23 protein-coding genes and 1 pseudogene are annotated in these 21,087 nt (G+C 58.0%); 11 read left to right on the forward strand and 13 right to left on the reverse strand.

From position 1 onward, the window contains the following. Window positions 1-64 precede the first annotated feature (64 nt). Both gluQRS and dksA read right to left on the reverse strand, forming a co-directional pair. Complete coding sequence (gluQRS, locus tag ACYZTS_RS11610; RefSeq protein ID WP_461995991.1) at window positions 65-952, reverse strand: tRNA glutamyl-Q(34) synthetase GluQRS; 888 nt, start codon at window positions 950-952, stop codon at window positions 65-67. A 277-nt stretch (window positions 953-1,229) separates the two neighbouring features. Then, the gene (dksA, locus tag ACYZTS_RS11615; RefSeq protein WP_028623027.1) at window positions 1,230-1,670 is read right to left on the reverse strand and encodes an RNA polymerase-binding protein DksA; all 441 of its coding nucleotides are present in this window, start codon (window positions 1,668-1,670) and stop codon (window positions 1,230-1,232) included. Between the two features lie 333 nt (window positions 1,671-2,003). Between dksA and ACYZTS_RS11620 the strand changes: the two genes are divergently transcribed. Continuing rightward, window positions 2,004-3,176 (forward strand): pyridoxal phosphate-dependent aminotransferase, encoded by a 1,173-nt coding sequence (locus ACYZTS_RS11620; RefSeq protein ID WP_028623028.1) that lies wholly within the window; start codon window positions 2,004-2,006, stop codon window positions 3,174-3,176. Next, entirely contained in the window at window positions 3,176-3,889 is a 714-nt protein-coding gene (sfsA, locus tag ACYZTS_RS11625) for a DNA/RNA nuclease SfsA (protein ID WP_028623029.1), read from the forward strand. The genes ACYZTS_RS11620 and sfsA overlap by 1 nt, the downstream gene beginning before the upstream one ends. On the opposite strand, the gene ACYZTS_RS11630 is transcribed toward sfsA, so the two are convergent. Then, window positions 3,886-4,203, reverse strand: coding sequence for a Rieske (2Fe-2S) protein (locus tag ACYZTS_RS11630; protein WP_028623030.1), 318 nt, complete (start codon window positions 4,201-4,203; stop codon window positions 3,886-3,888). The genes sfsA and ACYZTS_RS11630 overlap by 4 nt on opposite strands. A 165-nt stretch (window positions 4,204-4,368) precedes the next feature. Here ACYZTS_RS11630 and ACYZTS_RS11635 point away from each other — a divergent pair. The 5 genes and pseudogenes from ACYZTS_RS11635 to ACYZTS_RS11655 all read left to right on the forward strand — a co-directional run. After that, a pseudogene (locus ACYZTS_RS11635) lies at window positions 4,369-5,121 on the forward strand (heme/hemin ABC transporter substrate-binding protein); the annotation flags it as partial. Window positions 5,122-5,181: 60 nt separating this feature from the next. After that, window positions 5,182-6,375 carry a tyrosine-type recombinase/integrase gene (locus tag ACYZTS_RS11640; RefSeq protein WP_461995995.1) on the forward strand — a complete coding sequence of 398 codons (1,194 nt, stop codon included), beginning with the start codon at window positions 5,182-5,184 and terminating at the stop codon, window positions 6,373-6,375. Further along, window positions 6,368-8,059 carry a hypothetical protein gene (locus ACYZTS_RS11645; RefSeq protein WP_461995997.1) on the forward strand — a complete coding sequence of 564 codons (1,692 nt, stop codon included), beginning with the start codon at window positions 6,368-6,370 and terminating at the stop codon, window positions 8,057-8,059. The genes ACYZTS_RS11640 and ACYZTS_RS11645 overlap by 8 nt, the downstream gene beginning before the upstream one ends. Further along, the gene (locus ACYZTS_RS11650) at window positions 8,056-10,137 is read left to right on the forward strand and encodes a site-specific integrase (protein WP_461995998.1); all 2,082 of its coding nucleotides are present in this window, start codon (window positions 8,056-8,058) and stop codon (window positions 10,135-10,137) included. Before ACYZTS_RS11645 ends, ACYZTS_RS11650 begins: the two co-directional genes overlap by 4 nt. Window position 10,138: 1 nt before the next feature. Further along, window positions 10,139-10,594, forward strand: a complete 456-nt coding sequence (locus ACYZTS_RS11655; protein WP_461996000.1) for a hypothetical protein — start codon at window positions 10,139-10,141, stop codon at window positions 10,592-10,594. 70 nt (window positions 10,595-10,664) lie between these two features. Here the strand turns inward: ACYZTS_RS11655 and ACYZTS_RS11660 are convergent, their stop codons facing one another. From ACYZTS_RS11660 to ACYZTS_RS11680, 5 genes are all read right to left on the reverse strand, one after another. After that, on the reverse strand, window positions 10,665-11,039 hold the full coding sequence (locus ACYZTS_RS11660) for an SDR family NAD(P)-dependent oxidoreductase (RefSeq protein ID WP_461996002.1): 375 nt from the start codon (window positions 11,037-11,039) through the stop codon (window positions 10,665-10,667). Between the two features lie 64 nt (window positions 11,040-11,103). Next, complete coding sequence (locus ACYZTS_RS11665; RefSeq protein WP_461996003.1) at window positions 11,104-11,943, reverse strand: oxidoreductase; 840 nt, start codon at window positions 11,941-11,943, stop codon at window positions 11,104-11,106. A gap of 27 nt (window positions 11,944-11,970) precedes the next feature. Continuing rightward, complete coding sequence (locus tag ACYZTS_RS11670) at window positions 11,971-12,279, reverse strand: putative quinol monooxygenase (RefSeq protein ID WP_461996005.1); 309 nt, start codon at window positions 12,277-12,279, stop codon at window positions 11,971-11,973. Between the two features lie 31 nt (window positions 12,280-12,310). Further along, window positions 12,311-13,075, reverse strand: coding sequence for an SDR family NAD(P)-dependent oxidoreductase (locus tag ACYZTS_RS11675; protein ID WP_461996007.1), 765 nt, complete (start codon window positions 13,073-13,075; stop codon window positions 12,311-12,313). A gap of 437 nt (window positions 13,076-13,512) precedes the next feature. Beyond that, entirely contained in the window at window positions 13,513-13,974 is a 462-nt protein-coding gene (locus ACYZTS_RS11680) for a pirin-like C-terminal cupin domain-containing protein (protein WP_461996009.1), read from the reverse strand. A 180-nt stretch (window positions 13,975-14,154) separates the two neighbouring features. Between ACYZTS_RS11680 and ACYZTS_RS11685 the strand changes: the two genes are divergently transcribed. From ACYZTS_RS11685 to ACYZTS_RS11700, 4 genes are all read left to right on the forward strand, one after another. Beyond that, window positions 14,155-15,063: a LysR family transcriptional regulator gene (locus ACYZTS_RS11685; RefSeq protein WP_461996010.1), complete on the forward strand. Its 909-nt coding sequence runs from the start codon at window positions 14,155-14,157 to the stop codon at window positions 15,061-15,063. Window positions 15,064-15,184: 121 nt separating this feature from the next. Beyond that, the gene (wrbA, locus tag ACYZTS_RS11690; protein ID WP_461996012.1) at window positions 15,185-15,784 is read left to right on the forward strand and encodes an NAD(P)H:quinone oxidoreductase; all 600 of its coding nucleotides are present in this window, start codon (window positions 15,185-15,187) and stop codon (window positions 15,782-15,784) included. A 58-nt stretch (window positions 15,785-15,842) separates the two neighbouring features. Next, the gene (locus ACYZTS_RS11695) at window positions 15,843-16,259 is read left to right on the forward strand and encodes a nuclear transport factor 2 family protein (RefSeq protein ID WP_461996014.1); all 417 of its coding nucleotides are present in this window, start codon (window positions 15,843-15,845) and stop codon (window positions 16,257-16,259) included. 153 nt (window positions 16,260-16,412) lie between these two features. After that, on the forward strand, window positions 16,413-17,282 hold the full coding sequence (locus tag ACYZTS_RS11700; RefSeq protein ID WP_461996415.1) for a helix-turn-helix domain-containing protein: 870 nt from the start codon (window positions 16,413-16,415) through the stop codon (window positions 17,280-17,282). Between the two features lie 8 nt (window positions 17,283-17,290). On the opposite strand, the gene ACYZTS_RS11705 is transcribed toward ACYZTS_RS11700, so the two are convergent. The 5 genes from ACYZTS_RS11705 to ACYZTS_RS11725 all read right to left on the reverse strand — a co-directional run bounded on the left by ACYZTS_RS11705 (window position 17,291) and on the right by ACYZTS_RS11725 (window position 20,986). Then, a complete protein-coding gene (locus ACYZTS_RS11705; RefSeq protein ID WP_461996016.1) occupies window positions 17,291-17,848 on the reverse strand; it encodes a flavin reductase family protein in 558 nt (185 codons plus the stop codon). A gap of 223 nt (window positions 17,849-18,071) precedes the next feature. Next, window positions 18,072-18,995, reverse strand: coding sequence for an NADP-dependent oxidoreductase (locus ACYZTS_RS11710; protein WP_461996018.1), 924 nt, complete (start codon window positions 18,993-18,995; stop codon window positions 18,072-18,074). Between the two features lie 71 nt (window positions 18,996-19,066). After that, entirely contained in the window at window positions 19,067-19,510 is a 444-nt protein-coding gene (locus ACYZTS_RS11715; RefSeq protein ID WP_461996020.1) for a DoxX family protein, read from the reverse strand. 361 nt (window positions 19,511-19,871) lie between these two features. After that, window positions 19,872-20,129, reverse strand: coding sequence for an Atu4866 domain-containing protein (locus tag ACYZTS_RS11720; protein ID WP_461996022.1), 258 nt, complete (start codon window positions 20,127-20,129; stop codon window positions 19,872-19,874). A gap of 119 nt (window positions 20,130-20,248) precedes the next feature. Then, window positions 20,249-20,986 carry an SDR family oxidoreductase gene (locus ACYZTS_RS11725; RefSeq protein ID WP_461996024.1) on the reverse strand — a complete coding sequence of 246 codons (738 nt, stop codon included), beginning with the start codon at window positions 20,984-20,986 and terminating at the stop codon, window positions 20,249-20,251. Window positions 20,987-21,087 lie beyond the last annotated feature (101 nt).

Consider the following 21,087-nt stretch of genomic DNA (forward strand, 5'->3'; position numbering starts at 1 on the left):
TTTTATGCGCGTGCCCGAAAACGTGCGGCGATGGTAACGGATGGGCGCGCCACTGCAAGTGCGATCACTGCAGTTGCGCTTCCGGCAGGGCCAGCGTGCGTGGGATTGTCTGCGCATCCCAATGGGCAACGCCCCAGCTCAGCACTTCTCGCGGGGCCGCGTAAGCCAGTTCGGTGCCGGGATTCTGCCCGAGTGCGCGCAGGGCACGCAGCAATAAAGGTGTTGCCTGATCTTCCGTCAACGGCGGCGAGCGGTACGTCTTGCCGAGTTTGTTGCCGTCCGGCTGGGTAATCAGCGGGATGTGCAGGTAGCGCGGCTGTGGTAAACCGAGCAGTTCCTGCAGGTACAGCTGGCGCGGCGTGGAGTCGAGCAAATCGGCACCGCGTACGATATCGGTAATACCTTGCCAGGCATCATCGAGCACCACGGCCAGTTGATAGGCGTAGAGCCCATCGCGGCGGCGGATCACGAAGTCGCCGACTTCACGGCCCAGGTGCTGGCAGAATTCACCTTGCACCCGGTCGATGAAGTGGTATTCCAGCTCGGGCACGCGCAGGCGAATCGCTGCGTGTTCAGTGCCGTGACCGGCGTTGCGGCACAGGCCCGGGTAAATGCCGTGATACGGCTCCAATTGTTTGCGCGAACACGTGCAAGCGTAAGCGAGGCCATGATTGAACAGGCGATTGAGGACTTCGGCGTAAGCGTCGTGCCGGTCGCTCTGGCAGACCATCTCGCCGTCCCACTCGAAACCGTAACTTTCCAGTGCTTTGAGAATCGCCCTCTGCGCGCCGGGTTCTTCCCGTGGCGGATCGAGGTCTTCCATGCGCACCAGCCAGCGCCCACCGAGCGAACGCGCGTCGAGGTACGAGGCCAGCGCCGCCACCAGCGAACCGAAATGCAGGTGGCCGCTGGGCGTTGGTGCGAAGCGTCCGATGTAGGGGATAGAGGTCATAAAGGCGATGTCATTTTCCGGTCTGGCGCCAGACCCCTGTAGGAGCGAGCCTTTGTGGCGAGGGGATTTATCCCCGTTGGGTCGCATAGCGGCCCCAAACTCGATAATCGCGATACGTCAGATAGAGCGCGTCAATCGGGTTAGCGACTGCTGCGCAGCCGAACGGGGATAAATCCCCTCGCCACAACGGGATGCATCCTCAAGATCTGCGACCGGCGCGAGTATCAGAAACAAAAAACGGAGCGTTCGCACGCTCCGTTTTGAATCAAATCGCAAATTACTTGCCGACTTGTTTTTCCTTGATTTCCGCCAGGGTCTTGCAGTCAACGCACATGTCGGCGGTAGGGCGGGCTTCCAGTCGCTTGACGCCAATTTCGACGCCGCAGGACTCGCACCAGCCATATTCTTCGTCTTCGATCAACTGAAGCGTCTTGTCGATCTTCTTGATCAACTTGCGCTCGCGATCGCGGGCACGCAGTTCGAGGCTGAATTCTTCTTCCTGGCTGGCACGGTCTGCCGGGTCAGGGAAGTTGGCCGCTTCGTCTTTCATGTGATCAACCGTACGGTCGACTTCCTGCATCAAGTCCTGTTTCCACTTGTTCAGGATCTTGGTGAAGTGAGCGCGCATGGGCTTGCCCATGTACTCCTCGCCCTTGACCGACTGGTAGGGTTCGAAGCCGCTGATCGACTGATTTTGCTGCTTTGCTTGGGTGGGCATGAAATGGACCGCCTCTACTCTTGTAATCCATCTGCGCAGGATTGCTCCATCACCGACACCTGCCGGCCCTGCGGCTGCAAGCGGGCGAACTTACCAGATCAAATCGGACCGCGCTACTCCCGGATGTCGAGGGAATGCGCCGTCCTGCTTGCAAAAGGCTGCCAAGTCTTGTCTGGAAGTGACGGAGGCCTGATCAATTAATGATTTTAGTCAAACCTGGAACACTCGCTCGAGTCGTTTGCGGCCAGGGTCTCAAGGCCTGTGACCGCTTTAGGTTCTCGCTCGTTCCAGTGCATGGGTAGAATCACAGTTTTTCCCGTTGAAGGAACGCCAATGGCCTCGCCCTACAGTGCCCGCAGTCGCGCGATCGAACCTTTCCATGTCATGGCGTTGCTGGCACGGGCCAACGAATTGCAGGCTGCCGGCCACGATGTGATCCATCTGGAAATCGGAGAGCCGGACTTCACCACCGCCGAGCCGATCATCCGGGCGGGGCAGGCGGCGCTCACTGCCGGAAAAACCCGCTACACCGCCGCACGGGGCATCCCTGAGCTGCGCGAGGCGATCTCGGGTTTTTACCAGCAGCGTTACGGCTTGGATATAGATCCGCAGCGAATCCTCATCACCCCCGGCGGGTCTGGCGCGCTGTTGTTGGCCAGTGCCTTGCTGGTGGATCCCGGCAAGCACTGGCTGCTGGCCGACCCGGGTTACCCGTGCAACCGGCACTTCCTGCGCTTGGTCGAAGGTACGGCGCAGCTTGTACCGGTTGGCCCGGATGTGCGCTATCAACTGACACCGGACCTGATCGAGCGGCATTGGGACCACGACAGTGTCGGCGCTCTGGTGGCATCGCCGGCCAATCCCACCGGAACAATCCTGAACCGCAGCGAGCTGGCGGGGCTGTCATCGACCATCAAAGCGCGTCATGGTCATCTGGTGGTGGACGAGATTTATCACGGACTGACCTATGGCACCGATGCGGCCAGCGTGCTGGAGGTCGACGATGAAGCCTTTGTCCTGAATAGTTTTTCAAAGTATTTCGGCATGACGGGATGGCGACTTGGCTGGCTGGTCGCGCCGCAGGCGGCGGTGGGCGAACTGGAAAAACTCGCCCAGAACCTCTACATCAGCGCTCCGAGCATGGCCCAGCATGCGGCACTGGCGTGCTTCGAGCCGGCGACTATCAGCATTCTGGAAGAGCGCCGCGCCGAGTTCGGTCGCCGTCGCGACTTCCTGCTGCCCGCCTTGCGCGAGCTCGGCTTCGGCATCGCCGTCGAGCCCGAAGGTGCTTTCTATTTGTACGCTGATATCAGCCGTTTCGGCGGCGATGCCTTCGCATTCTGCCGACATTTCCTCGAAACGGAATACGTGGCAATTACCCCGGGGCTCGACTTTGGTCGCTATCAGGCCGGCCATCACGTGAGATTCGCTTACACACAAAGTCTTGCGCGACTGGAGGAAGCGGTCGAACGCATCGCTCGCGGTTTGCGGAGCTGGCAAGGCTGATGCGCTTTTATCCTCCCCTCGAAGAAGGACGCCTGATCCGCCGTTACAAGCGATTTCTCACAGACATCGAAACTGTTCACGGCGAGTTGCTGACCATTCACTGCCCCAACACCGGCTCGATGCTCAACTGCCAGGTCGAAGGCGGGCAGGTCTGGTTCAGCCGCACCAACGACCCAAAACGCAAGTTGCCCGGTACCTGGGAAATCGGCGAAACCCCGCAAGGACGCCTGTTTTGCGTTAATACCGGGCGAGCCAATGGCTTGATTGAGGAAGCCCTGCGCGCCGGCGTGATCACTGAGCTGAACGGGTTTACCGAGCTGCGGCGCGAAGTGGCTTACGGTCAGGAAAGCAGCCGCATTGATTTCCGCCTCGATTACCCAAGCGGGCCCGCGTATGTGGAAGTCAAAAGTGTAACCCTGGGTTACGACGGATCGTCCGTCGCCGCGTTTCCCGATGCAGTGACCCAGCGCGGCGCGAAGCATCTGCGCGAATTGGCGCATCTGGCGCGGGACGGGATTCGTGCGGTGCAGCTTTATTGCGTCAACCTCAGCGGCATCGATGCCGTGCGTCCTGCAGAAGAGATCGATTCGGCCTACGCGGCAGCGTTACGCGAGGCGGTAGCGTGCGGAGTGGAGGTGCTTGCGTACGGTGTGCGGCTGAGCCACGAAGAAATGGTCGTGGATCGGCGTCTGGATGTTTTGCTCAACGGTTAAACGTTGATCCAGATGCCCTGTTCATCTTCGCGGGATTCGACGGCAGTGAGTGACCGACCGGCGCAGGGCCCGGACACGCACTCACCGTCTTCGATGAGAAACAAGGCGCCGTGGGTCGCGCATTGAATCAAGCTGTTGCTGGCATCGAGAAACTGGTCCGGCTTCCATTCCAGCCCCACGCCACGGTGCGGGCAACGGTTAATGTAGACATGGACCTGACCGCCTCGTCTTACGGCAAAAAGTTTCTGCCCGCAAATGTCGAAACCGCGGCTGCTGGCTTCGCTGATTTCTGTGCCTGCGCAAAGAAACTTCATGTGTATCCTCAAATGCGCCTGACTCGTGACTGGAAATGTCCGAGCTTGACGTTCAAATGCAAACAATTATCAAATGGCCGCCTACCCCGTTTGGCTGCCGATGCCGGATGCCGAGGATACTTGGCCTGTCATCTCAATGCCTGCAAACCTTCAAGGAAGTTGTCTATGCGCCTGCCTGCCCGCGTTGTTGCGCTCTGCCTCGGATTGTTCGCGAGTCACCACGCCGCCGCAGCGGAATTGCCTCAGCGCTGGGTCAGTGCCGGTGGCGCGCTGTCGGAATGGGTCAGTGCTTTGGGCGGGGAGTCGAAACTGGTGGGCGTCGATACCACCAGTCAGCACCCGGCAAGCCTCAAAGCGTTGCCCAGCATAGGCTACCAGCGGCAGTTGTCGGCAGAAGGTGTGCTGAGCTTGCGCCCGCACATTCTGGTCGGCACCGAAGAAACGGGGCCGCCGCCAGTGCTTTCGCAGATTCGCAGTGCTGGCGTGCAGGTCGAGTTGTTTTCAGCGCAGCCCGATGTGCTGACCCTGCAGGCTAACTTGCAGCAGCTGGGCAAGCTGCTCGGTGCGCAGGACAGGGCGACGCAGTTGTTCCAGGATTATCAACACCGGCTTGAACAGCAGAAGATTCGGGTGACCAAGGCGCAACTGACGCAACCGTCTCCCGGTGTGTTGATGCTGCTGGGGCATGCCGGCGGCAAACCGCTGATCGCCGGCAAGGACACGGCTGCCGACTGGATGATTCAGCGGGCGGGCGGACACAATCTGGCGACGCACAGTGGTTACAAGCCATTTTCCACCGAGTCATTGATCAGTCTCGACCCCGAAGTGCTGGTGTTCGCTGACCGAGCCCTGGCCGGCGAGGCGGCGCGTGCAGCGTTGTTCAAGCAGGGTAACCCTATTTCTGTTACAGACAGAGCGCCTATGATTCATTAGCTTAGAGACAAAGGATCTCTCATTACTCAATGAGTGGTATGCACCATGAGGCTACTGTTCACCGATAACGGTTTCGTCCTGCTCACACAGGCTTATATTGGAATTCCTTTCCTGCTGGACGGGCAAATGGAATTGGTTGAGCCGGCAAACGATTACCTCATGTATCTGGCGCTGGAACGAGGCAAGACACGTAGCCCCAAGACTTGGAGAAATCATGGCGAGGCACTGTACGACTACTTCTCCTGGCTGGAAGCAAACGCCCTCGATTGGGCTCATGTCCCTTTCGCGGGGCACGCTCGATCCGCCGTAAGTAATCTTGCCGCGTATAGGAACTGGTCAATCTCTCTGACAAGTCCATCAACGGGCTTAAGGGCCATAAAACCGAGCACTGTGAATCAGCGGCTGACATGCCTCATGGGGTTCTATCAATGGGCGCACAAACGGGGCCGCATTAGCTCAGTTCCATGGGATGCCTCACCGAAATTTGTTGCCGGGAACAATCAGGGCTTCTTGAGACATGCACATGCCGCCAAGATGATAGATGGCGACGACCTTCGGCTGAAGGTCTTCCGCGAGCCGCCTAAACTTCTATCGCTTGAACAAGCCAAGCTCCTGATTCAGGCATGCACAACTAAAACGCTTCGATTGATGACGGTGCTGATGCTTCAAACCGGCCTTCGCAACGAAGAATGCAGGACATTTCCTACCAAGTATGTTTTTGACCCGACAGGGCTCGATGCACGGAAGCGCATTCGTGTTGATCTGAGCCCATCAGACATGCTGCTGAAGAATTCAAAACCTAGGACAGTCTTCATTGGTTGGCACGTTATGCGGGAGCTTTTCGATTACCTGAGCTTCGCTGAGGGAGCATTCAGGGCCAACTTCGGTCGCGGTGCAAGCCGCTCTGGGATTCAACCCGTCTTCTTAAACAGAGATGGTCACCCTTTCAGCGAGAAAGGCTTGAACAATGCGTACAGACGACTTTGGTCTGGGAAACAACCTCGGGTTATGTTCAGGGTTACTCCGCACATGCTGAGACACACCTTTGCTACTTTTGAACTACTCCACCAGTCACAGCGTGTGGCCATGGGGCAAGCACTTTCATGGGTTCGAGATCGCCTGGGTCACAGCAGCGTCCAAACGACTAGCATCTATCTTCACTGTCTTGATCTCATGGAAAACGCGGAGCTGAATACATATCAGGAAGAGTTGGACTTGCTCGGGAGTGCACATGGCTAGACCTAGAAAAAGCTATGGCATGCAGCCGGAAAATATCATCTCAATTGAAACAGCAAAAAGACCTCTTGATGACATGACGATTTGCGTTGGAACGAGGGTGTTCGACTTCTCGCAGTGGGCATCGGTACCGGAATCGATTGAGCCAGCTACGAGACTATTGCTCTCACGTCAGATGCACGAAGCTGTCCAAGAAATTCAATCGTCAGGGGTCAGCCAATCGACCGTACTGAACCTTTGTGCATCCGGTATGCGTTACTGGTTCAAGTACCTCGACGCTGAATTGGGTAAGGGTCGCGTCATAGGGTGCCTCGCCGACATAATCCCGCGCACAGTTGAACGCTACACGGAATGGCTAAAGCAACAGCCAGCAAGGGGTAAGGGGACAATCTCAATCACCTCGGCGCGGGCCATCTACAACGCAACAAAAACAGTCTTGATGAACCGCGTTCGCGCCGGCCAACTTGGGATCGGTGTGTTTCCTCAAATTCCATTTCCGAATGCCGACAGAGCGTATGTTGGTCATCAGGCATTCACGCAGGGCGAGATAGAGCGCTTGCTGATAGCGCTCCTGAAGGACTTAGACATGATCCGCTCCGGTAATTTGCCTAGTGGGAGCGAGGCCGCCGCTATGACGGTCTACCTCTTGCTGATCGCTGCCAGAAGTGGCCGCAATCTCACTCCACTACTAGAGATGAGCAGAGATGCAATCACCGATCACCCTCTCAAGCCGGACATGGGCGTGCTCCAATTGTACAAGCGTAGAGGCTTCAAGATTCACCGCCAAGCCTTTCGTTACCACACCGCTGATGATGAGTCCGCGTCGGTACCGAGCGATGTGGTCACCCTGTACAGGGAGGCGCTAGCCAGATCCTTTCCTCTGCTAGATCTAGCGCCGAAGACCATGCACGATCGTGTCTGGCTTTACCGTGCCAAGGGAAATAGAGGCGTGAAGACTCTCAACGCCTCCAATATTGACCAACAAGCCGCTGCACTGGTTGCCCGGCATCAAATTTTTGGCGATAGAAGCGCATCGAACGGTCTGCCAAAATTACTGAAGGTCAATGTATCGAGGCTACGAAAAACCTTCGCAACGCGAATATGGCAATTGACCAACGGAAACTTGTTCAAGACGGCTCAGCTCTTGGGTAACAGTACGCGGATGACTGATAGCCACTACCTCGCTGTCACGCCTGAGATGGAGCGGAATCATAAATTCGTAGGTCGTATTCTCGAAGGCGTCATGACCGGTCAGGTGAATGAGCAGAGCTTTCGCGATGACTTGTCAGCTCAACTATCCATAGAGCCCGAAAAAGTTAATCTGCTACTGAGCGGAGCACTAAATACAGGCGTTGCGCGTTGTTCAGATCCCATCAATGGACGTTTTGCTCCAAGAAATGGCACCACCAACTGTCAGCGCTTTCTCCATTGCTTTCGTTGCCCCAATCAGGTCGTGATCGAATCAGACCTTTATCGTCTGTTCAGTTTTTACTGGCTTCTGATCAAAGAACGCGGGCTACTCGGCAAATCGCGCTGGAATTCCGTCTATGCGTGGGTGATCCGGGTCATCGACAACGATATAACTCCCCTTTTTGAACCGGCTGTAGTTGAGCGTGAGAAACGCCGAGCGCTCGCTACCCCTCATCCAATGTGGCGAGATAGGACTTTACTTGGAGGTGAGGAGTGAGCGCTACTAATGCAACTATAGCCAGGCCGCCCTGTGCAGTCCTAAGAAAAATCGCTGTTGATGATCGCAAGGATCTTGCAGTTACATATATAGCCGGCGAAAACGGTGAATCAATGCCGCTTTCTAGGTATGAGAATAACATATGGGACTTTTCCCCGTATGTCCTCAACAAAAATACGTCAAACCTCTATATAAATTTTGATCATCCTCTTGCCGATGAAGTGAGATCCACCGACGAAGCAAAGACTAGTTTGCTAATAGCCGCTAAATCTTTTATATATACGCGTTGGCTCGCCAAGTCACCGCGATCAACCAAGCACATAAAAGCCGCAACACTAATTTCTTGCTGGACAAACGTGAAGCCGCTTCTTCGTTGGATGTGTGGGCAATCCATCACGGGCTTCAATGAGCTGACTCCTATGCGGTGTGCTGCGTATGCGTCATATGTAAACGCGGATAAGTCTGTTAAGCAGCGACAGAAAGTTGCTCTATTGGAGGTTTTGGAATTAATTTACGCTTTTAGAGCGCATTTACCAAAACCAATGAGTGAGCATCCATGGCCAGAGGAAACTGCGTTCAGTCTTGCGGGGGCTCGACGTACAGGTGGTATGTATGATGTCAGGACTGAGATTATACCAAAGCGCTTATATGCCGATCTCGGACGGAAATCCATAGAGTTCATAGAACATGAGTCGGATCGAATTCTGCATATCTGGGATACATTCCATTCCTTTTATTCACAAGAGATGGAGCTTGCTGAATATCATGCAAAGGTGAGAATGAAAAAAGGAGCGAAGAGCGCCCATCAGACACTAGAGTCAGTGTCTTATGATATCGCGAGGGCAAGGGCACTTTCTAAAATGCAGCCTTTGCTGGACGCGAACGGACTTCGCTTTCTAACGGATCTTGATGATGAGGTCAGGGTTCTGCGTACGTGCTGCTACATCGTCGTTGCCATGTTTAGCGGTATGCGGGACTCCGAAATTATTTCGTTAAAATATAATTGCTTTGAGCGCTCGTTCGATATGGGTGGCGAAGAATTTTGCTGGCTTCATGGGCTCACATACAAGCTGGAAGAGCAGCCAAAGCCTGCAAGATGGATGGTTCCACCTGTCGTCGAAAAGGCTGTTAACGTGGCATCGGGGTTGCGGAGGTCTCTTCTGCCCTACATCGGCAAAAGAAGATTGTATCTGTCCGAACTAGCCAAAGGTGAGGGACTAAAATCAAAAATCGTCAATGATGCCACTCTCTTGGGCAGCAGCCTTTTTCTTGGCTGGAAAGCGCTTGGCACACGGCCTGAATTTCTACAGAACGTACTAACAAATACGCTCCTCAAAAAGGTTGCAGAGCGTTTTGAGCTAGTCGTGTTGAGTGATGACTTGGGTGAGGTTATTGATCGCACTGCGATAACTCCGGAGAAACTGTGGCCGCTCGCAACACACCAGTTTCGTAGGACATTTGCTGTTTTTGTCGCGAGGAACGTGCTTGGCGATGTTCGGTATCTGCGACACCATTTCAAACATTGGTCAATGGATATGACTCTGCACTATGCAAAAGACCCGCTATTTGATGACACGCTTCTTGAATCTGTATTGTCAAAAAGGGACGAATTGCAGGTAAGTATCATTTCTGGATGGCTGGCTCCAAGTCAGAAGCTTTCTGGCGGTAGGGCTGACCATATCGTGCGATTCAGAGGGAGACCCGAGGTGAAGACAGCAAAGGACCCTAAAGCTCTGGTCAGGGCTGTTGGCGAAGGTGTTTTCATCCGTGGCACTGGCCACTCTTGGTGTCTGGCATCGACTAGCGGATGCGGCGGGGAGGGGCTTTACGATGCGATCCGGTGCGTTGGCTGCGGTGAGGGTGTCATTGACCAGGGACACTTGCTCATCTGGCGGCGCATTAGAGATCAGCAGGCTGAGGTGCTCTCATGGCCAGATCTTGGCGATCCAGCCTGGGAGCGAGCCACAAGGCACTTGCGAGAGGCAGAGCGGGTGCTAGGCGAACTTGGACACCCAGTTGAGCTGTATCCCTTACCAGAACGTCCATCGCGTCTCATACCAGCAGTAGAGGCGGTGTAGCATGGGAAACGACCAGACAAGGCGTGCAATTGAGTTGGCTATCTCAAGGATTACCAAAGGGCGTCCCAAGCAAGTTCAGATGAGTCGTAAGCTAAGTATCGCCTCCGTTGCCGAAGAGGCCGGCATAAGCAATGCGACGATACACAACCGATATCCAGACCTTGCAGAGCTAATTCGTCAAAAGACCAACAAGGAGTCGCGAGAAAAGCTCGTCAAGAAGGAGAAAGCCCTTCAAGGAGCAGACCTGCTGGTCAAGGAACTACGTGACATATTGGCTGAGCGAGATGGAGATCTGAAGAGGATAGCCATCGTGAATCTGCGGCTTTGTACAGAGAAGAAAGTACTTCAGGAGCAAAACGCTCAGCTGGCCAAGGAGAACAAGCAATTGGAAGGCGTGAACCGTGATCTGCTATCTAAGATCAACAGTCCTAGAAGTCAGGCGAAGTCGATTCGATGAGTGCTCAGAGTTGGTGCTGAGGCGGCTTTTCGGTGTTGCTAGGACAGTGGATTTTTCTGTCTGCGGCAGCTTATGGCCGTTCTCTGCCGATCATGGTACACGCTGTGCAGGTCCGCAGACATGCAGGCTCGCCAGTCCTGGTCTGATGTCTCTTCCAGTTGCCAACCAGGTTCATGCCGGCGGCGTTGATCAGCGTGTCGAGATGTCCGAAGCGCTCGACCGTCAAGCGAACCAGTTCCTCGCAGGCGTCGCGCTGAGAAACGGCTGCTGCGTGAGCCAGCACGCGGTCGGCGGGCAGGTCGGCCACAAAGGTGTTTAGCCGGTCCCGGTTACGCCCGGCAACGACGACCGATCCGCCTCCGCGCAGGAACCGGCGCGCTGCAGCGGCACCGATGCCGGAACCGCCACCGGTGATAAGGGCGACCTTGCTGTGATGGTCAGACATCTGCGATCCTCCAAAGCTATTTCGGTTGGACGGCAGCCCGCGCGGCGAGCCGCCGGGACGGTTATCAAACATTTGATTCTAGAAAATCGGCGCCGCGAGCTATGGCTTCCCAGGTGTTGAACTCCACGCGCATGGCCGAGAGCTTGGCCGTCGCCACATCGAATGCCCTGTTGCCCAGCAGCAGCCGTTGCGGTGGCTGAGCCGTGGTGACCGCGGTGTGAATCGCCGCGGCGGCACGGGCCGGATCGCCTTCCTGCTTGCCGACCGAGGCGTGGTAGGCGCGGCGCGCCTCACCGGCGGTGACGTCGTAGTCATCGATCGGTTCCGGCACTTCGGCCGCTGAGCCTGCCCATTCGGTGCGAAATGCGCTGGGTTCCACCGTCATGACGCTGATGCCTAAGGGCTCAAGCTCGGCGCGCAGGGTTTCCGACAGCCCCTCGACGGCGAACTTGCTCGCGCAGTAGTAGCCCACCGCGGGGTAACCCACGAGCCCGCCTATGGAGGTCAGGTTGACGATCATGCCCCGACGCCGCTGGCGCATGCCGGGTAGCACCGCGTGGATCACATGGGCGGTTCCGAAGAAATTGACTTCGAACAGGCGGCGCGCCGCCTGCGGGTCAGTCTCCTCAACCGCGGCGAAGTAACCGATGCCGGCATTGTTGACCAATACATCCACCGAGCCGAATGCGCGCTCGGCTTCAGCCACCACAGCCTTGGCCTGCTCGGCATCGGTGACGTCCAGTGGCAGCACTAGGGCATGGCCGAGCCTGGCGAGATCCTGCACCTGTTCGGTCTTGCGCGCGGTGACGACCACGCGCTCGCCCTGCTCAAGTAGATGGGTTGCGATGTAGCGGCCGAAACCGGTAGAACAGCCGGTTACCAGCCAAGTGTTTTGCGTGCTCATGGGAAGGTCCTCCTGCAAGTGTCAGGTTCAGCGCTCGGCCGCTTCGGAACGGCGCTCGAACGTGCGGATCTCGGGGGCCTCACTGCAGAGTGCATCGAGTTCGTTCATGAAGGCCTGCACATAGGGCGCCTGCATATGTCCGTCAAAGTCCGTGGGCGAGTGCCAGTCCTCGTAAACGAACCAGTGCTCGGCCGAGTCGCTCGATTGGTAAATGTCGTAACGGACGCAGCCGGGCTCCTGCCGTGTGGGACCGACCAGCGCCAACAGGCACTGGCCGAGGGCATCGCTTTGCCCAGGGCGGGCGGTGAAGAAAGCAACCTTGGTGAGCGTGCTCATGAGGCGGTCTCCTGTATGAGTGATGGGTCGATCAACCTGCGGTGACGGTCATGCCGCCATCGGCCATGACAACCGAGCCGACCATGAAGCTCGCTCGTTCAGAGGCGAGAAAGGCGACGATTTCGGCAATTTCTTCCGGCTGCGCGGCACGGCCGATGGGTGCGGCTTCGCCATGCTGGGCGAGAAAGCCCGGACCGTCCTCGACCACGTCATTGAGGATGTTGGTGACCACGTCGCCGACGCCGATGGCATTGACCCGGATGCCATGCTCGATGGCCTCGAGCGCGAGCGTGCGAGTCAGCTGAGCCAGCGCGCCCTTAGAAGCGGTGTACGCCGCGATGGTCGGAAAGGCGAAGTAGGAGGCATAGGAGGCGATATTGACGATGGCACCGGATTTGTTAGGCATCATCGCCTTGACTGCCTCGCGGCAATGCAGAAATGCCGCGGTTGCATTGACCGCCTGAATGCGTTCCCAATCTTCACGGGTCATGTCGACGACCAGCTTGTTGATGATGATCCCGGCATTGTTGACCAGGATATCCAGCCGGCCGAACCGCTCAACGGCAAGGCCGACTGCGCGCTCTGCGGCGCCATCTTCGCTGATGTCCGCCACCAGCGGGACTAGCCCGGGACGTGCGAGATCTTCTACAGCGGGGTTCAGGTCTTCGGCAACGACCTTGGCACCACGTGCATGCAGCAACAGTGCGATTGCCTTGCCGATGCCACTAGCGGCGCCGGTGACCAGGGCGACTTTGCCTTCAACTTCCTGCGAGACGGTGTTCTTGATATCGATCATGCTGTTTCCTCCAGATTCGAGGCCAAGCGAAACATTCGCCGGCCTGCACCCGTCGGGTGCCGTCGTTGATGACGGCTCTACTATCTCGCAGATGGCCGAGCGCGGCCTTCGGGCGTTTGCCTAGGCTGTCGGGTTTTTGCTCCGAACTGGTCTGGCTCCATCGCTGGTGGAATAGCTGCCGGCGGTTTGTTCGATATAAGCGGCTCGCTGGCAAGCTCAATGGCCGAGACGATCTCCGAGCTTCGGCTAAGACAGCTTTTGCATTCCAGCGCCCGAGCGAGCCACCCGCCGATTCGTCAGCGAAACCCAGTAACGACATGCCATTGGTGAACAACGCCGCAGCGGCGCCAACATAAAAACGATACGAATTGATCATGATCACTGGAGTACCCGAACCTGAAATCTGCAAACGCAGCTTCTGTGCTAAGGAGCCGTAATCACTTGAAGCGCCATTGCGCCCCGGTGCTGGGTAGCGGTATGTACTCGTCATCGCCAGGCACGTCGGGAAAGCGGCGCGCGCGCCAATCCTCAGCCGCCTGGAGAATGCGGTCCTGCCGACTGGAGACGGAGTTCCAGTAGATGTGCCGCGGTCCGTCCAGCGGTTCGCCACCAAGCAGCAGGAACCGTGCGGGCCCGATGGCGCGCAGCACCACCTCGCTGTCCGGGCGCAGCACAACCAGGCGATCGGCACCGAAGCGACCCGGTTGCCCAACCACCTCGACCTCACCACTGATTACATACAGAGCGCGCTCGATATGCTCGGCAGACAGGCGATAACGCGCGCCGGCTTGCAGCTGAAGGTCCGCGTAGAACAAGTCGAAAACCACCGGCCCGAAGCTGTCGAGAAAGATGAACGGCCCGACCATCCGCCGCTGCGCCGACGGCAACGCTCGGCGCACGTCGAACCCACCGATGTCGCGCACGTTGGGGAGAATGATCTGTTCGATACTTCCGGTGGTCGAGGTCTACAGGGTCATGGCGGGTCTCGTTGATTGAGTGAGAAAGTGAGATCACTCTAGGCCCGCTGGCTTATCTGCAAAACCCGGATAATATGCAACGAAACGTTCGAGAGATTAGAAATGATTTCAGACCCAGGCACCCCTACCCTCGACCAATTACGCGTATTTCTCACGGTGGTAGACGTCGGCAGTTTCGCTGGTGCAGCGCGCAAGCTGCACCGCGCCACATCGGTCGTGAGCTACTCGATTGCCAACCTGGAAATGCAATTGGGCGTCAGCCTCTTCGATCGCAAGACCACCCGCAAACCACAACTGACTGACGCCGGCCGAACGGTGCTGGCCGAAGCTCGCACCATCTATAACGGAATCGACGGGTTGAGAGCCAAGGTCCGTGGGCTGTTGCATGGCCTGGAAGCCGAGGTGCATCTGGTGCTCGACGTGATGTTGCCCCGCGAACGTATGGTCGACGCGCTAAAAGCCTTCCGGGAGGAATTTCCCACCGTGTCGCTGCACCTGCACATCGAGGCTCTTGGCGCAGTGACGCAACAGGTGCTCGACCGCGGCGCCACCCTGGGGGTGAGCGGCCCGCTGACCACCAGCATCGACGGCATCGAACGTATCGGCGTAGGCAAGGTGGCGCTGGTTCCGGTGGCGGCGCCCGACCACCCGTTGGCGCAACCGGGTCCACACGCGCCCGGTACAGGCCGCGCACATGTCCAACTGGTCCTGACCGACCGCTCGCAACTTACCGAGGATCAGGAGTTCGCCGTAGTCGGCACTCGCACCTGGCGACTGGCGGATCTGGGCGCCAAGCACATGCTGCTCCGCGAAAGTATTGGCTGGGGCAACATGCCGATCGACATGATCCGCGATGACCTAGCCGACGGACGCCTCGTGCAACTCGACCTGCCTGACTGCTTCGGCGGCGATTACGCCTTCGATGTCATCTACCGCACCGACACACCGCCCGGCCCGGCCGCGAACTGGCTGATCGAACGGTTCAAGGCGCAGGCCGCCGGAGACGCCTGACCATTCGATAAAATCGAACCTAACGCTCGAGATTAGTCGCCTATTTTCGAATCGTAGCGCCATGAGACATTGGCTCCATCGCGGCAACACGCCGCTGGCACTTACCCAATGGAGACATCTCATGGCAAAGGTTCTGGTTCTCTACTACTCGTCCTACGGACATCTCGAAACATTGGCCAACGCCGTCGCTGAGGGCGCCCGGGCATCCGGTGCGCAGGTAGACGTCAAACGCGTCCCGGAGACTGTCCCCGAAGACATCGCCCGCGGTGCCCACTTCAAGCTGGATCAGACCGCACCGATTGCAACGGTCGCCGAGCTCGAACAGTACGACGCCATCATCGTCGGCACCGGCACCCGCTTCGGCCGCATCAGCAGCCAAATGGCCGCCTTCCTCGATCAGGCCGGCGGCCTCTGGGCGCGTGGTGCGCTCAACGGTAAGGTCGGCGGAGCCTTCACGGCGAGCGCGACTCAACATGGCGGCCAGGAAACTACGCTGTTCTCGATCATTACCAACCTGCTGCACTTCGGCATGACCATCCTCGGCCTGCCTTACAGCCACCAGGGCCAGATGAGCATTTCAGAAGTGGTGGGCGGCGCCCCTTATGGCGCGACGACCATCACGGGCGGTGACGGCTCGCGTCAGCCCAGTGACATCGAGCTGGACGGTGCTCGCCACCAAGGAGAGTTGATCGCCAAAACAGCTATCAAGCTGTTCGGCTGACCGTTCCGGGCTTGCCCTCTGACAAGCCCTTCCTTTCTCCTGGATACGAGCAAACATCATGACCGCCGAACAGCTGCTGCGCCTGCATTTCGAAACCTTTGTTGATGACTCTGAACGCTGGAAAACCATGATCACTGACGACCTAGTGTGGGAGCTGCCATTTGCGCCCGCACTCGGGCATCCAGCGCGTCTCGAAGGGCGCGACCAGGTGCTTGGCCATGTCGGCTGGTTCATCAACGCGGTGGAGAACTTCCGCTTCTTTGACTTACGAATTCACCCCGGCGCGAGCCCGCTTGAGGCCAGCGCCGAGGTTAAGGCCGTGGGCCTCATCAAACCGACCGGACGCATCTACGAGCAGGAGTACGTGCTGTTTGTACGCGTCGAGAACGGTAAGCTCGCGTTTATCCGCGAATACTTCGACCCGGTCCGGGCTGCCCTTGCCCTGGATGCGCCGATCCCTGCGTTAGCCGGCTGATCCGCAGCGCTACCCTGCTCAAAGCCGCCGAGGCTGGGTTACCCTATCTACACCAGCCCTCGCCAGAGGGCTCTGTCGATGGAGTTTCCTGTGCGCCAAGCAGATCCCCAGAACCTCCCTGCAAGCGATGCTCAGCGCATCACGGGCGAATCGATGCTGCATTACCTGCCAGGTACGCCGCAGGCCTTGCCGCCGCGCCCGCAGATGCAGGACGTGGTGCTGCTGCGGTTTAGCCATCGCAGCATCGTCGAGCCGATCCTGGTGCCCGCGGTGGTCGAGCCACTTCTAGTGTGGGTGCTGGCGGGCGCCGCCCGAGTCGAGGAGCGCGCCCTGGGCGGCGAATGGGAGGCGTCCGATATAAAAGCCGGTGACTTCTTTCTCACAAACACTGGCGAGCCCTACGAGATGCGCTGGCAAACGCAAGGCTGCGAAATCTTCGAGGTGATGCACCTGTACCTCGGCCTGCCGCTGATCGACCAGGCAGCTCGCGACGTACTGGGCGATCACGCCGACCCGGTATCCTTTCTCGATATTTCCGGCGCGCAGGATGATCGGATCAGCGTCATGTTGGAGCAGCTGCGCCAAGAGCTCCTCGACGAGCGCCACCCCAGCCCCTTGTTTGCTCACAGCCTGGCTCAGGCGCTCGCCGTGCATCTGGTGCGCCGATACCTTGATCCCCGCCGCGGCGCCCGGCGCAGCAATGCGTTGCAGGCCTACAAGTTGCGGCGCGTCATCGAGGCGATGAACGAAGGCCTGGCCGAAGACTTCAGTCTCGCCAATCTTGCCCGGGTTGCCGGCTTGAGCGAGTACCACTTCAGTCGGATGTTCAAACGCGCCACCGGGCTGTCGCCTTCGCAGTACTTCATCCGTTTGCGTATGAACCGCGCCCGGCATCTGTTGCTGGAGACGGACCGCAGCATCATTGATGTCGGATTAGAGGTTGGCTACTCGAGCCCCAGCCATTTCTCCCAGGTGTTTCGCCGCGAGGTAGGCGTCACGCCCAGCATCTATAGGCACGCGTGACGGCGGCCTCAGAGATTCTGCGGTTTAAAGAGCTCGCTCATATCGATCACCCGGCCCGCCACACGGAATCGGCCCTGCCCGATGTAATGCAAGGTAGCCGGCTCTCTAACGTCGGTGGCGACATGGCCTTTCACCACCTCCCAGATGAAAAGGCCGTAGGCGTCGATCTGGCTATCATCGGCCAGGCGGCATTCAAAGTTTGCATAGCACTCCTCGATCAAGGGCACCTGCACTTGACTGGCACGCGCAGCGGTTAACCCGCATGCCTCGAACTTGTCCACCGAGCGTCCCGAACTGTTGCCGATCGCGACGACGGCATCGACGTTGGCCGCTGTGGGGATGTTAATCACGCATTCCCGGCTGCGGCGGATCATCTCGTAGCTGTGGTTTCCCTCCCAGATATAGCAGCCGAACAGCGCGGGGCTGAACTGCATCATCATGTGCCAGCCCATGGTCATAATGTTGGTTTCGCCTTGCCAGCATGAGCTGACAAGCACTATCGGGCCGGTCTCAAGATGCTGACGGGTCTTGGCCAGGGGGAAGTCGAACTTGTCATAGCGGTGCATAGCGGCGTCCTCATGGTTGAAAGATGAGGTCAGCGTCTCGCAAGCGCAGCGCTGCGTCTGTTGCGAGCCTGTTGAAGATGTCGCGAAATTGCGCTGAGACAAATGGCAACTTCAGTTCGTGTGATCACGGCTGCGCCTAGAACGAACAGCTTGCCAGGCAGTTGGTAAATTCGAGACGTGAAAAAGCCGGGCACCGCCCGGCTTTATCGACTGTTGCGCCAGCTCAGAGGCGGGCGTCGAGTACCAGCTTGCCGCGTGTGTGTCGCCCCGAGCTTTTACGCAATGCCCCTTCAGCCTGGGATAAGGGCAGCACTTGCACCTCGATCACCAGCTCGCCGGTTTCGAACAGCGCGGCGATTTTTTGGAGCTGTTTGCCGTCGGATTGTGTGGCGAAATGCTTGCCGGTAGCGCCGGCGGCTTCTGCCTGTTTGACGTCCGGCGGGCTCACAGGGGACACCAACACACCGCCAGGCTTGAGCACCGACCACGAGCGAGTTTGAGTGTCGCCGCCGACCAGATCCAGCACCACATCGACCGGCTCGACAGCCGTCTCGAACCGCGACTGGTTGTAGTCGATTACTTCTGACGCCCCCAGCTCACGCAGGTAATCGTGGTTGCCGGCTGAGGCAGTGGCGACGACGGTGGCGCCAGTAATGCGTGCCATCTGCACTGCCATGCTGCCGACTCCGCCGGCGGCGCCATGAATTAGCACCCGCTGGCCCGCCTTGATTTGCGCATGTTCGTGCAGCGCCTGCCAGGCAGTAAGAGCAACCGCCGGTACACCGCTTGCGTGCAACGCCGACAAGCGGCTCGGCCGATGGGCAAGACGATCTGCGCTGGCCACCACCTCAGTAGCGTAGCCGCCGACGATATTGATGAAACCAAACACCTCATCACCCACCGAAAATCCGCTGACACCTTTGCCCAGCGCCGCCACGCGACCGGCAACTTCGACGCCCGGCGTATAGGGCAGCTGTAGCGGAATGAAGGCTTTCATCGCACCGGACAGCACCTTCCAGTCGATAGGGTTCACCCCGCTGCCGGCCACCTCGATCAACACTTCGCCCTTGCCCGGCACTGGCGATGGCAACTCCTCGAACACGAAACCTTCAGGCTGCCCGTATTGCGCTACGCGAATCGCTTTCATCTCTCACCTCGAATTTAGTGTGTGTTGCTTGAGCGAACCGGCGGTTGGTGCCGGCCAGAATCTGATGGTATTCAGCCGCGACGTGCATCCAGACTGCAACGTCCGGCACCGAAAGCGACGACGTGCATCAGCCCGCCCGCCATGGCGATGTTCTTGAAAAAGTGGATGAACTGGTTCTGGTCGCCCAGCTGGCTGTGGAACGCCAGAGCGGTGAACACGCTAAATACGGCGAGCCCTGCCGCCACCAGGCGGGTGCGATAGCCCAGGATCAGCGCAACGCCACCGGCTCCTTCCAGCAGAATGGCGACCGCCAGTGCGAGGGTCGGGAACGGCAGTCCGACGGCGTCGATGTAGCCGATCATCCCCTCCGGTGCGCTGATCTTACTGACGCCCGAGAGCAGAAAAATCGCGCTTAAAAACACGCGACCGGTTAGTGAGGCCGACGCGGAGAGCGTATCGATAGTGATGGCGTTGGTGCGGGAAGTGCTGCTGGCGTTTGCGATTGCTCGAGTCATGGCTGTTTTTCCTTGAAGAGCTCACCACCTCGGTGAGCCGCAGTGAGAAGAATTCTGCGCCCAGTCTTCTTGCCTAAATAGCCGGCTAATATCGAAGGTTTTGTTCGAATAAATAGATCGTCGAATGCGGACCTGCTTTGCAGGACGGATCGTCAACTTCATCAGACTTCTTAAAAAGCTGTTCCGAGTCTTCCTAGCAGTCTTCACCGAGATGAAAAAAGCACCCGACATGAATTGGATGTGTCCTTTCCGTCATGTAGAGGGAGGAAAGAATCGTCGTTGGATGCGGTGGTTGCTATCCGACTTAAAGCAGCCGGTCATGGGCGATACAGCGTTCAGATTTACGCATTAGGAATTCGGCTTATGACTCCTCCCGGCAGAGAACCATGCCTGCGTGGTAGAGGACCCCATCGCGAAACTCACCGTCCGCTGTGAAGCCGGTATCGTCCACATACTCTATGTGGTTGCCTTCGAGCCAATAGCGGCCCTGGTAGGCACTTTTCTTGTTACCACGGGCCTCGTCATAGCGCCCGCCGGTCAGCAGTTCATGACAAATGTGGCCATCCGCAGTAACCCACATGCCGACATACTTGTTTTGATTACCTGAGGGGTTCGCCATGTCGGTCCTCCGTGGTTTAGTTAAGGCGCCGCTCGCTTCGCAAAACGTTCGGCATGGCAGTTAGTCGCACTAACAACGCGAGGCTGGCCCGATGGTCAGCCTCGCAATTGCGCATCCCGTCAAAAAGGGCTCGCTGTTGGCCGTACGATCAGCTCGCTTACATCTACTTCCGCAGGCTGCTCCACTGCGTAGGCAATGGCCCGCGCAATGGCATCGGCAGGAATGGCGATCTTGCGGAACTCCGCCATTTCGGCACGACCTCCTTCATCGGAAATGCTCTCTGCCAGCTCGGATTCGGTCACGCCAGGCGCGATAACGGTGACCCGAATGTCGCCGCCCACTTCCTGGCGAAGGCCTTCCGAAATTGCTCGCACGGCGTACTTGGTTGCGCAGTAAACGGCCGCCGTCGGGCTAACTGCATATGCGCCAATCGAGGCAATGTTGATGATCTGCCCAGCTCGCTGCGTCTGCATCAACGGCAGGGTCGCAGCGATACCGTGCAGCACTCCACGGATATTCACGTCGATCATGCGATCCCACTCATCCACCTTGAGCGCTTCAAGCTTGGAAAGCGGCATCACACCGGCGTTGTTTACCAGCACATCGACTCGACCGAAGCGGGTAACGGTGAAGTGAATGAAGTCCTGGACGTCTTGTCTATCGGTGACGTCAAGCGCACGGTACTCCGCGCTACCGCCGGAGCCTCGGATATCGCCGGCAATCTTTTCAAGACGCTCGGTACGCCGAGCGCCGAGTACCACCTTGGCACCACGACTGGCCAACAGTCGTGCAGTAGCTTCACCAATGCCGCTGCTGGCGCCAGTTATTACGATGACTTTGCCTTCAATGTTCATCATGTTCGATTCCTCTTATGTTCACCCCGCAGTGGGCATGGACATAAGGTTAGGGTCGGAGGCCGAGGAAGCAGTAATCGATTCCTGTGAAATAATTGCCTATT

The sequence above is a fragment of the Pseudomonas sp. TMB3-21 genome, from assembly GCF_054898145.1.

Bases quoted from the DNA above. Each gene is read 5' to 3' on its own strand.
- ACYZTS_RS11645 (WP_461995997.1), top strand. From the start codon at position 6,368: ATGGCTAGACCTAGAAAAAGCTATGGCATGCAGCCGGAAAATATCATC.
- sfsA (WP_028623029.1), top strand. From the start codon at position 3,176: ATGCGCTTTTATCCTCCCCTCGAAGAAGGACGCCTGATCCGCCGTTAC.
- wrbA (WP_461996012.1), top strand. From the start codon at position 15,185: ATGGCAAAGGTTCTGGTTCTCTACTACTCGTCCTACGGACATCTCGAA.
- ACYZTS_RS11685 (WP_461996010.1), top strand. From the start codon at position 14,155: ATGATTTCAGACCCAGGCACCCCTACCCTCGACCAATTACGCGTATTT.
- ACYZTS_RS11675 (WP_461996007.1), bottom strand. From the start codon at position 13,075: ATGATCGATATCAAGAACACCGTCTCGCAGGAAGTTGAAGGCAAAGTC.
- ACYZTS_RS11660 (WP_461996002.1), bottom strand. From the start codon at position 11,039: ATGTCTGACCATCACAGCAAGGTCGCCCTTATCACCGGTGGCGGTTCC.
- dksA (WP_028623027.1), bottom strand. From the start codon at position 1,670: ATGCCCACCCAAGCAAAGCAGCAAAATCAGTCGATCAGCGGCTTCGAA.
- ACYZTS_RS11710 (WP_461996018.1), bottom strand. From the start codon at position 18,995: ATGAAAGCGATTCGCGTAGCGCAATACGGGCAGCCTGAAGGTTTCGTG.
- ACYZTS_RS11720 (WP_461996022.1), bottom strand. From the start codon at position 20,129: ATGGCGAACCCCTCAGGTAATCAAAACAAGTATGTCGGCATGTGGGTT.
- ACYZTS_RS11665 (WP_461996003.1), bottom strand. From the start codon at position 11,943: ATGAGCACGCAAAACACTTGGCTGGTAACCGGCTGTTCTACCGGTTTC.
- ACYZTS_RS11725 (WP_461996024.1), bottom strand. From the start codon at position 20,986: ATGATGAACATTGAAGGCAAAGTCATCGTAATAACTGGCGCCAGCAGC.
- ACYZTS_RS11715 (WP_461996020.1), bottom strand. From the start codon at position 19,510: ATGACTCGAGCAATCGCAAACGCCAGCAGCACTTCCCGCACCAACGCC.
- ACYZTS_RS11655 (WP_461996000.1), top strand. From the start codon at position 10,139: ATGGGAAACGACCAGACAAGGCGTGCAATTGAGTTGGCTATCTCAAGG.
- ACYZTS_RS11670 (WP_461996005.1), bottom strand. From the start codon at position 12,279: ATGAGCACGCTCACCAAGGTTGCTTTCTTCACCGCCCGCCCTGGGCAA.
- ACYZTS_RS11630 (WP_028623030.1), bottom strand. From the start codon at position 4,203: ATGAAGTTTCTTTGCGCAGGCACAGAAATCAGCGAAGCCAGCAGCCGC.
- ACYZTS_RS11620 (WP_028623028.1), top strand. From the start codon at position 2,004: ATGGCCTCGCCCTACAGTGCCCGCAGTCGCGCGATCGAACCTTTCCAT.
- ACYZTS_RS11700 (WP_461996415.1), top strand. From the start codon at position 16,413: ATGCTGCATTACCTGCCAGGTACGCCGCAGGCCTTGCCGCCGCGCCCG.
- ACYZTS_RS11640 (WP_461995995.1), top strand. From the start codon at position 5,182: ATGAGGCTACTGTTCACCGATAACGGTTTCGTCCTGCTCACACAGGCT.
- ACYZTS_RS11705 (WP_461996016.1), bottom strand. From the start codon at position 17,848: ATGCACCGCTATGACAAGTTCGACTTCCCCCTGGCCAAGACCCGTCAG.
- gluQRS (WP_461995991.1), bottom strand. From the start codon at position 952: ATGACCTCTATCCCCTACATCGGACGCTTCGCACCAACGCCCAGCGGC.
- ACYZTS_RS11695 (WP_461996014.1), top strand. From the start codon at position 15,843: ATGACCGCCGAACAGCTGCTGCGCCTGCATTTCGAAACCTTTGTTGAT.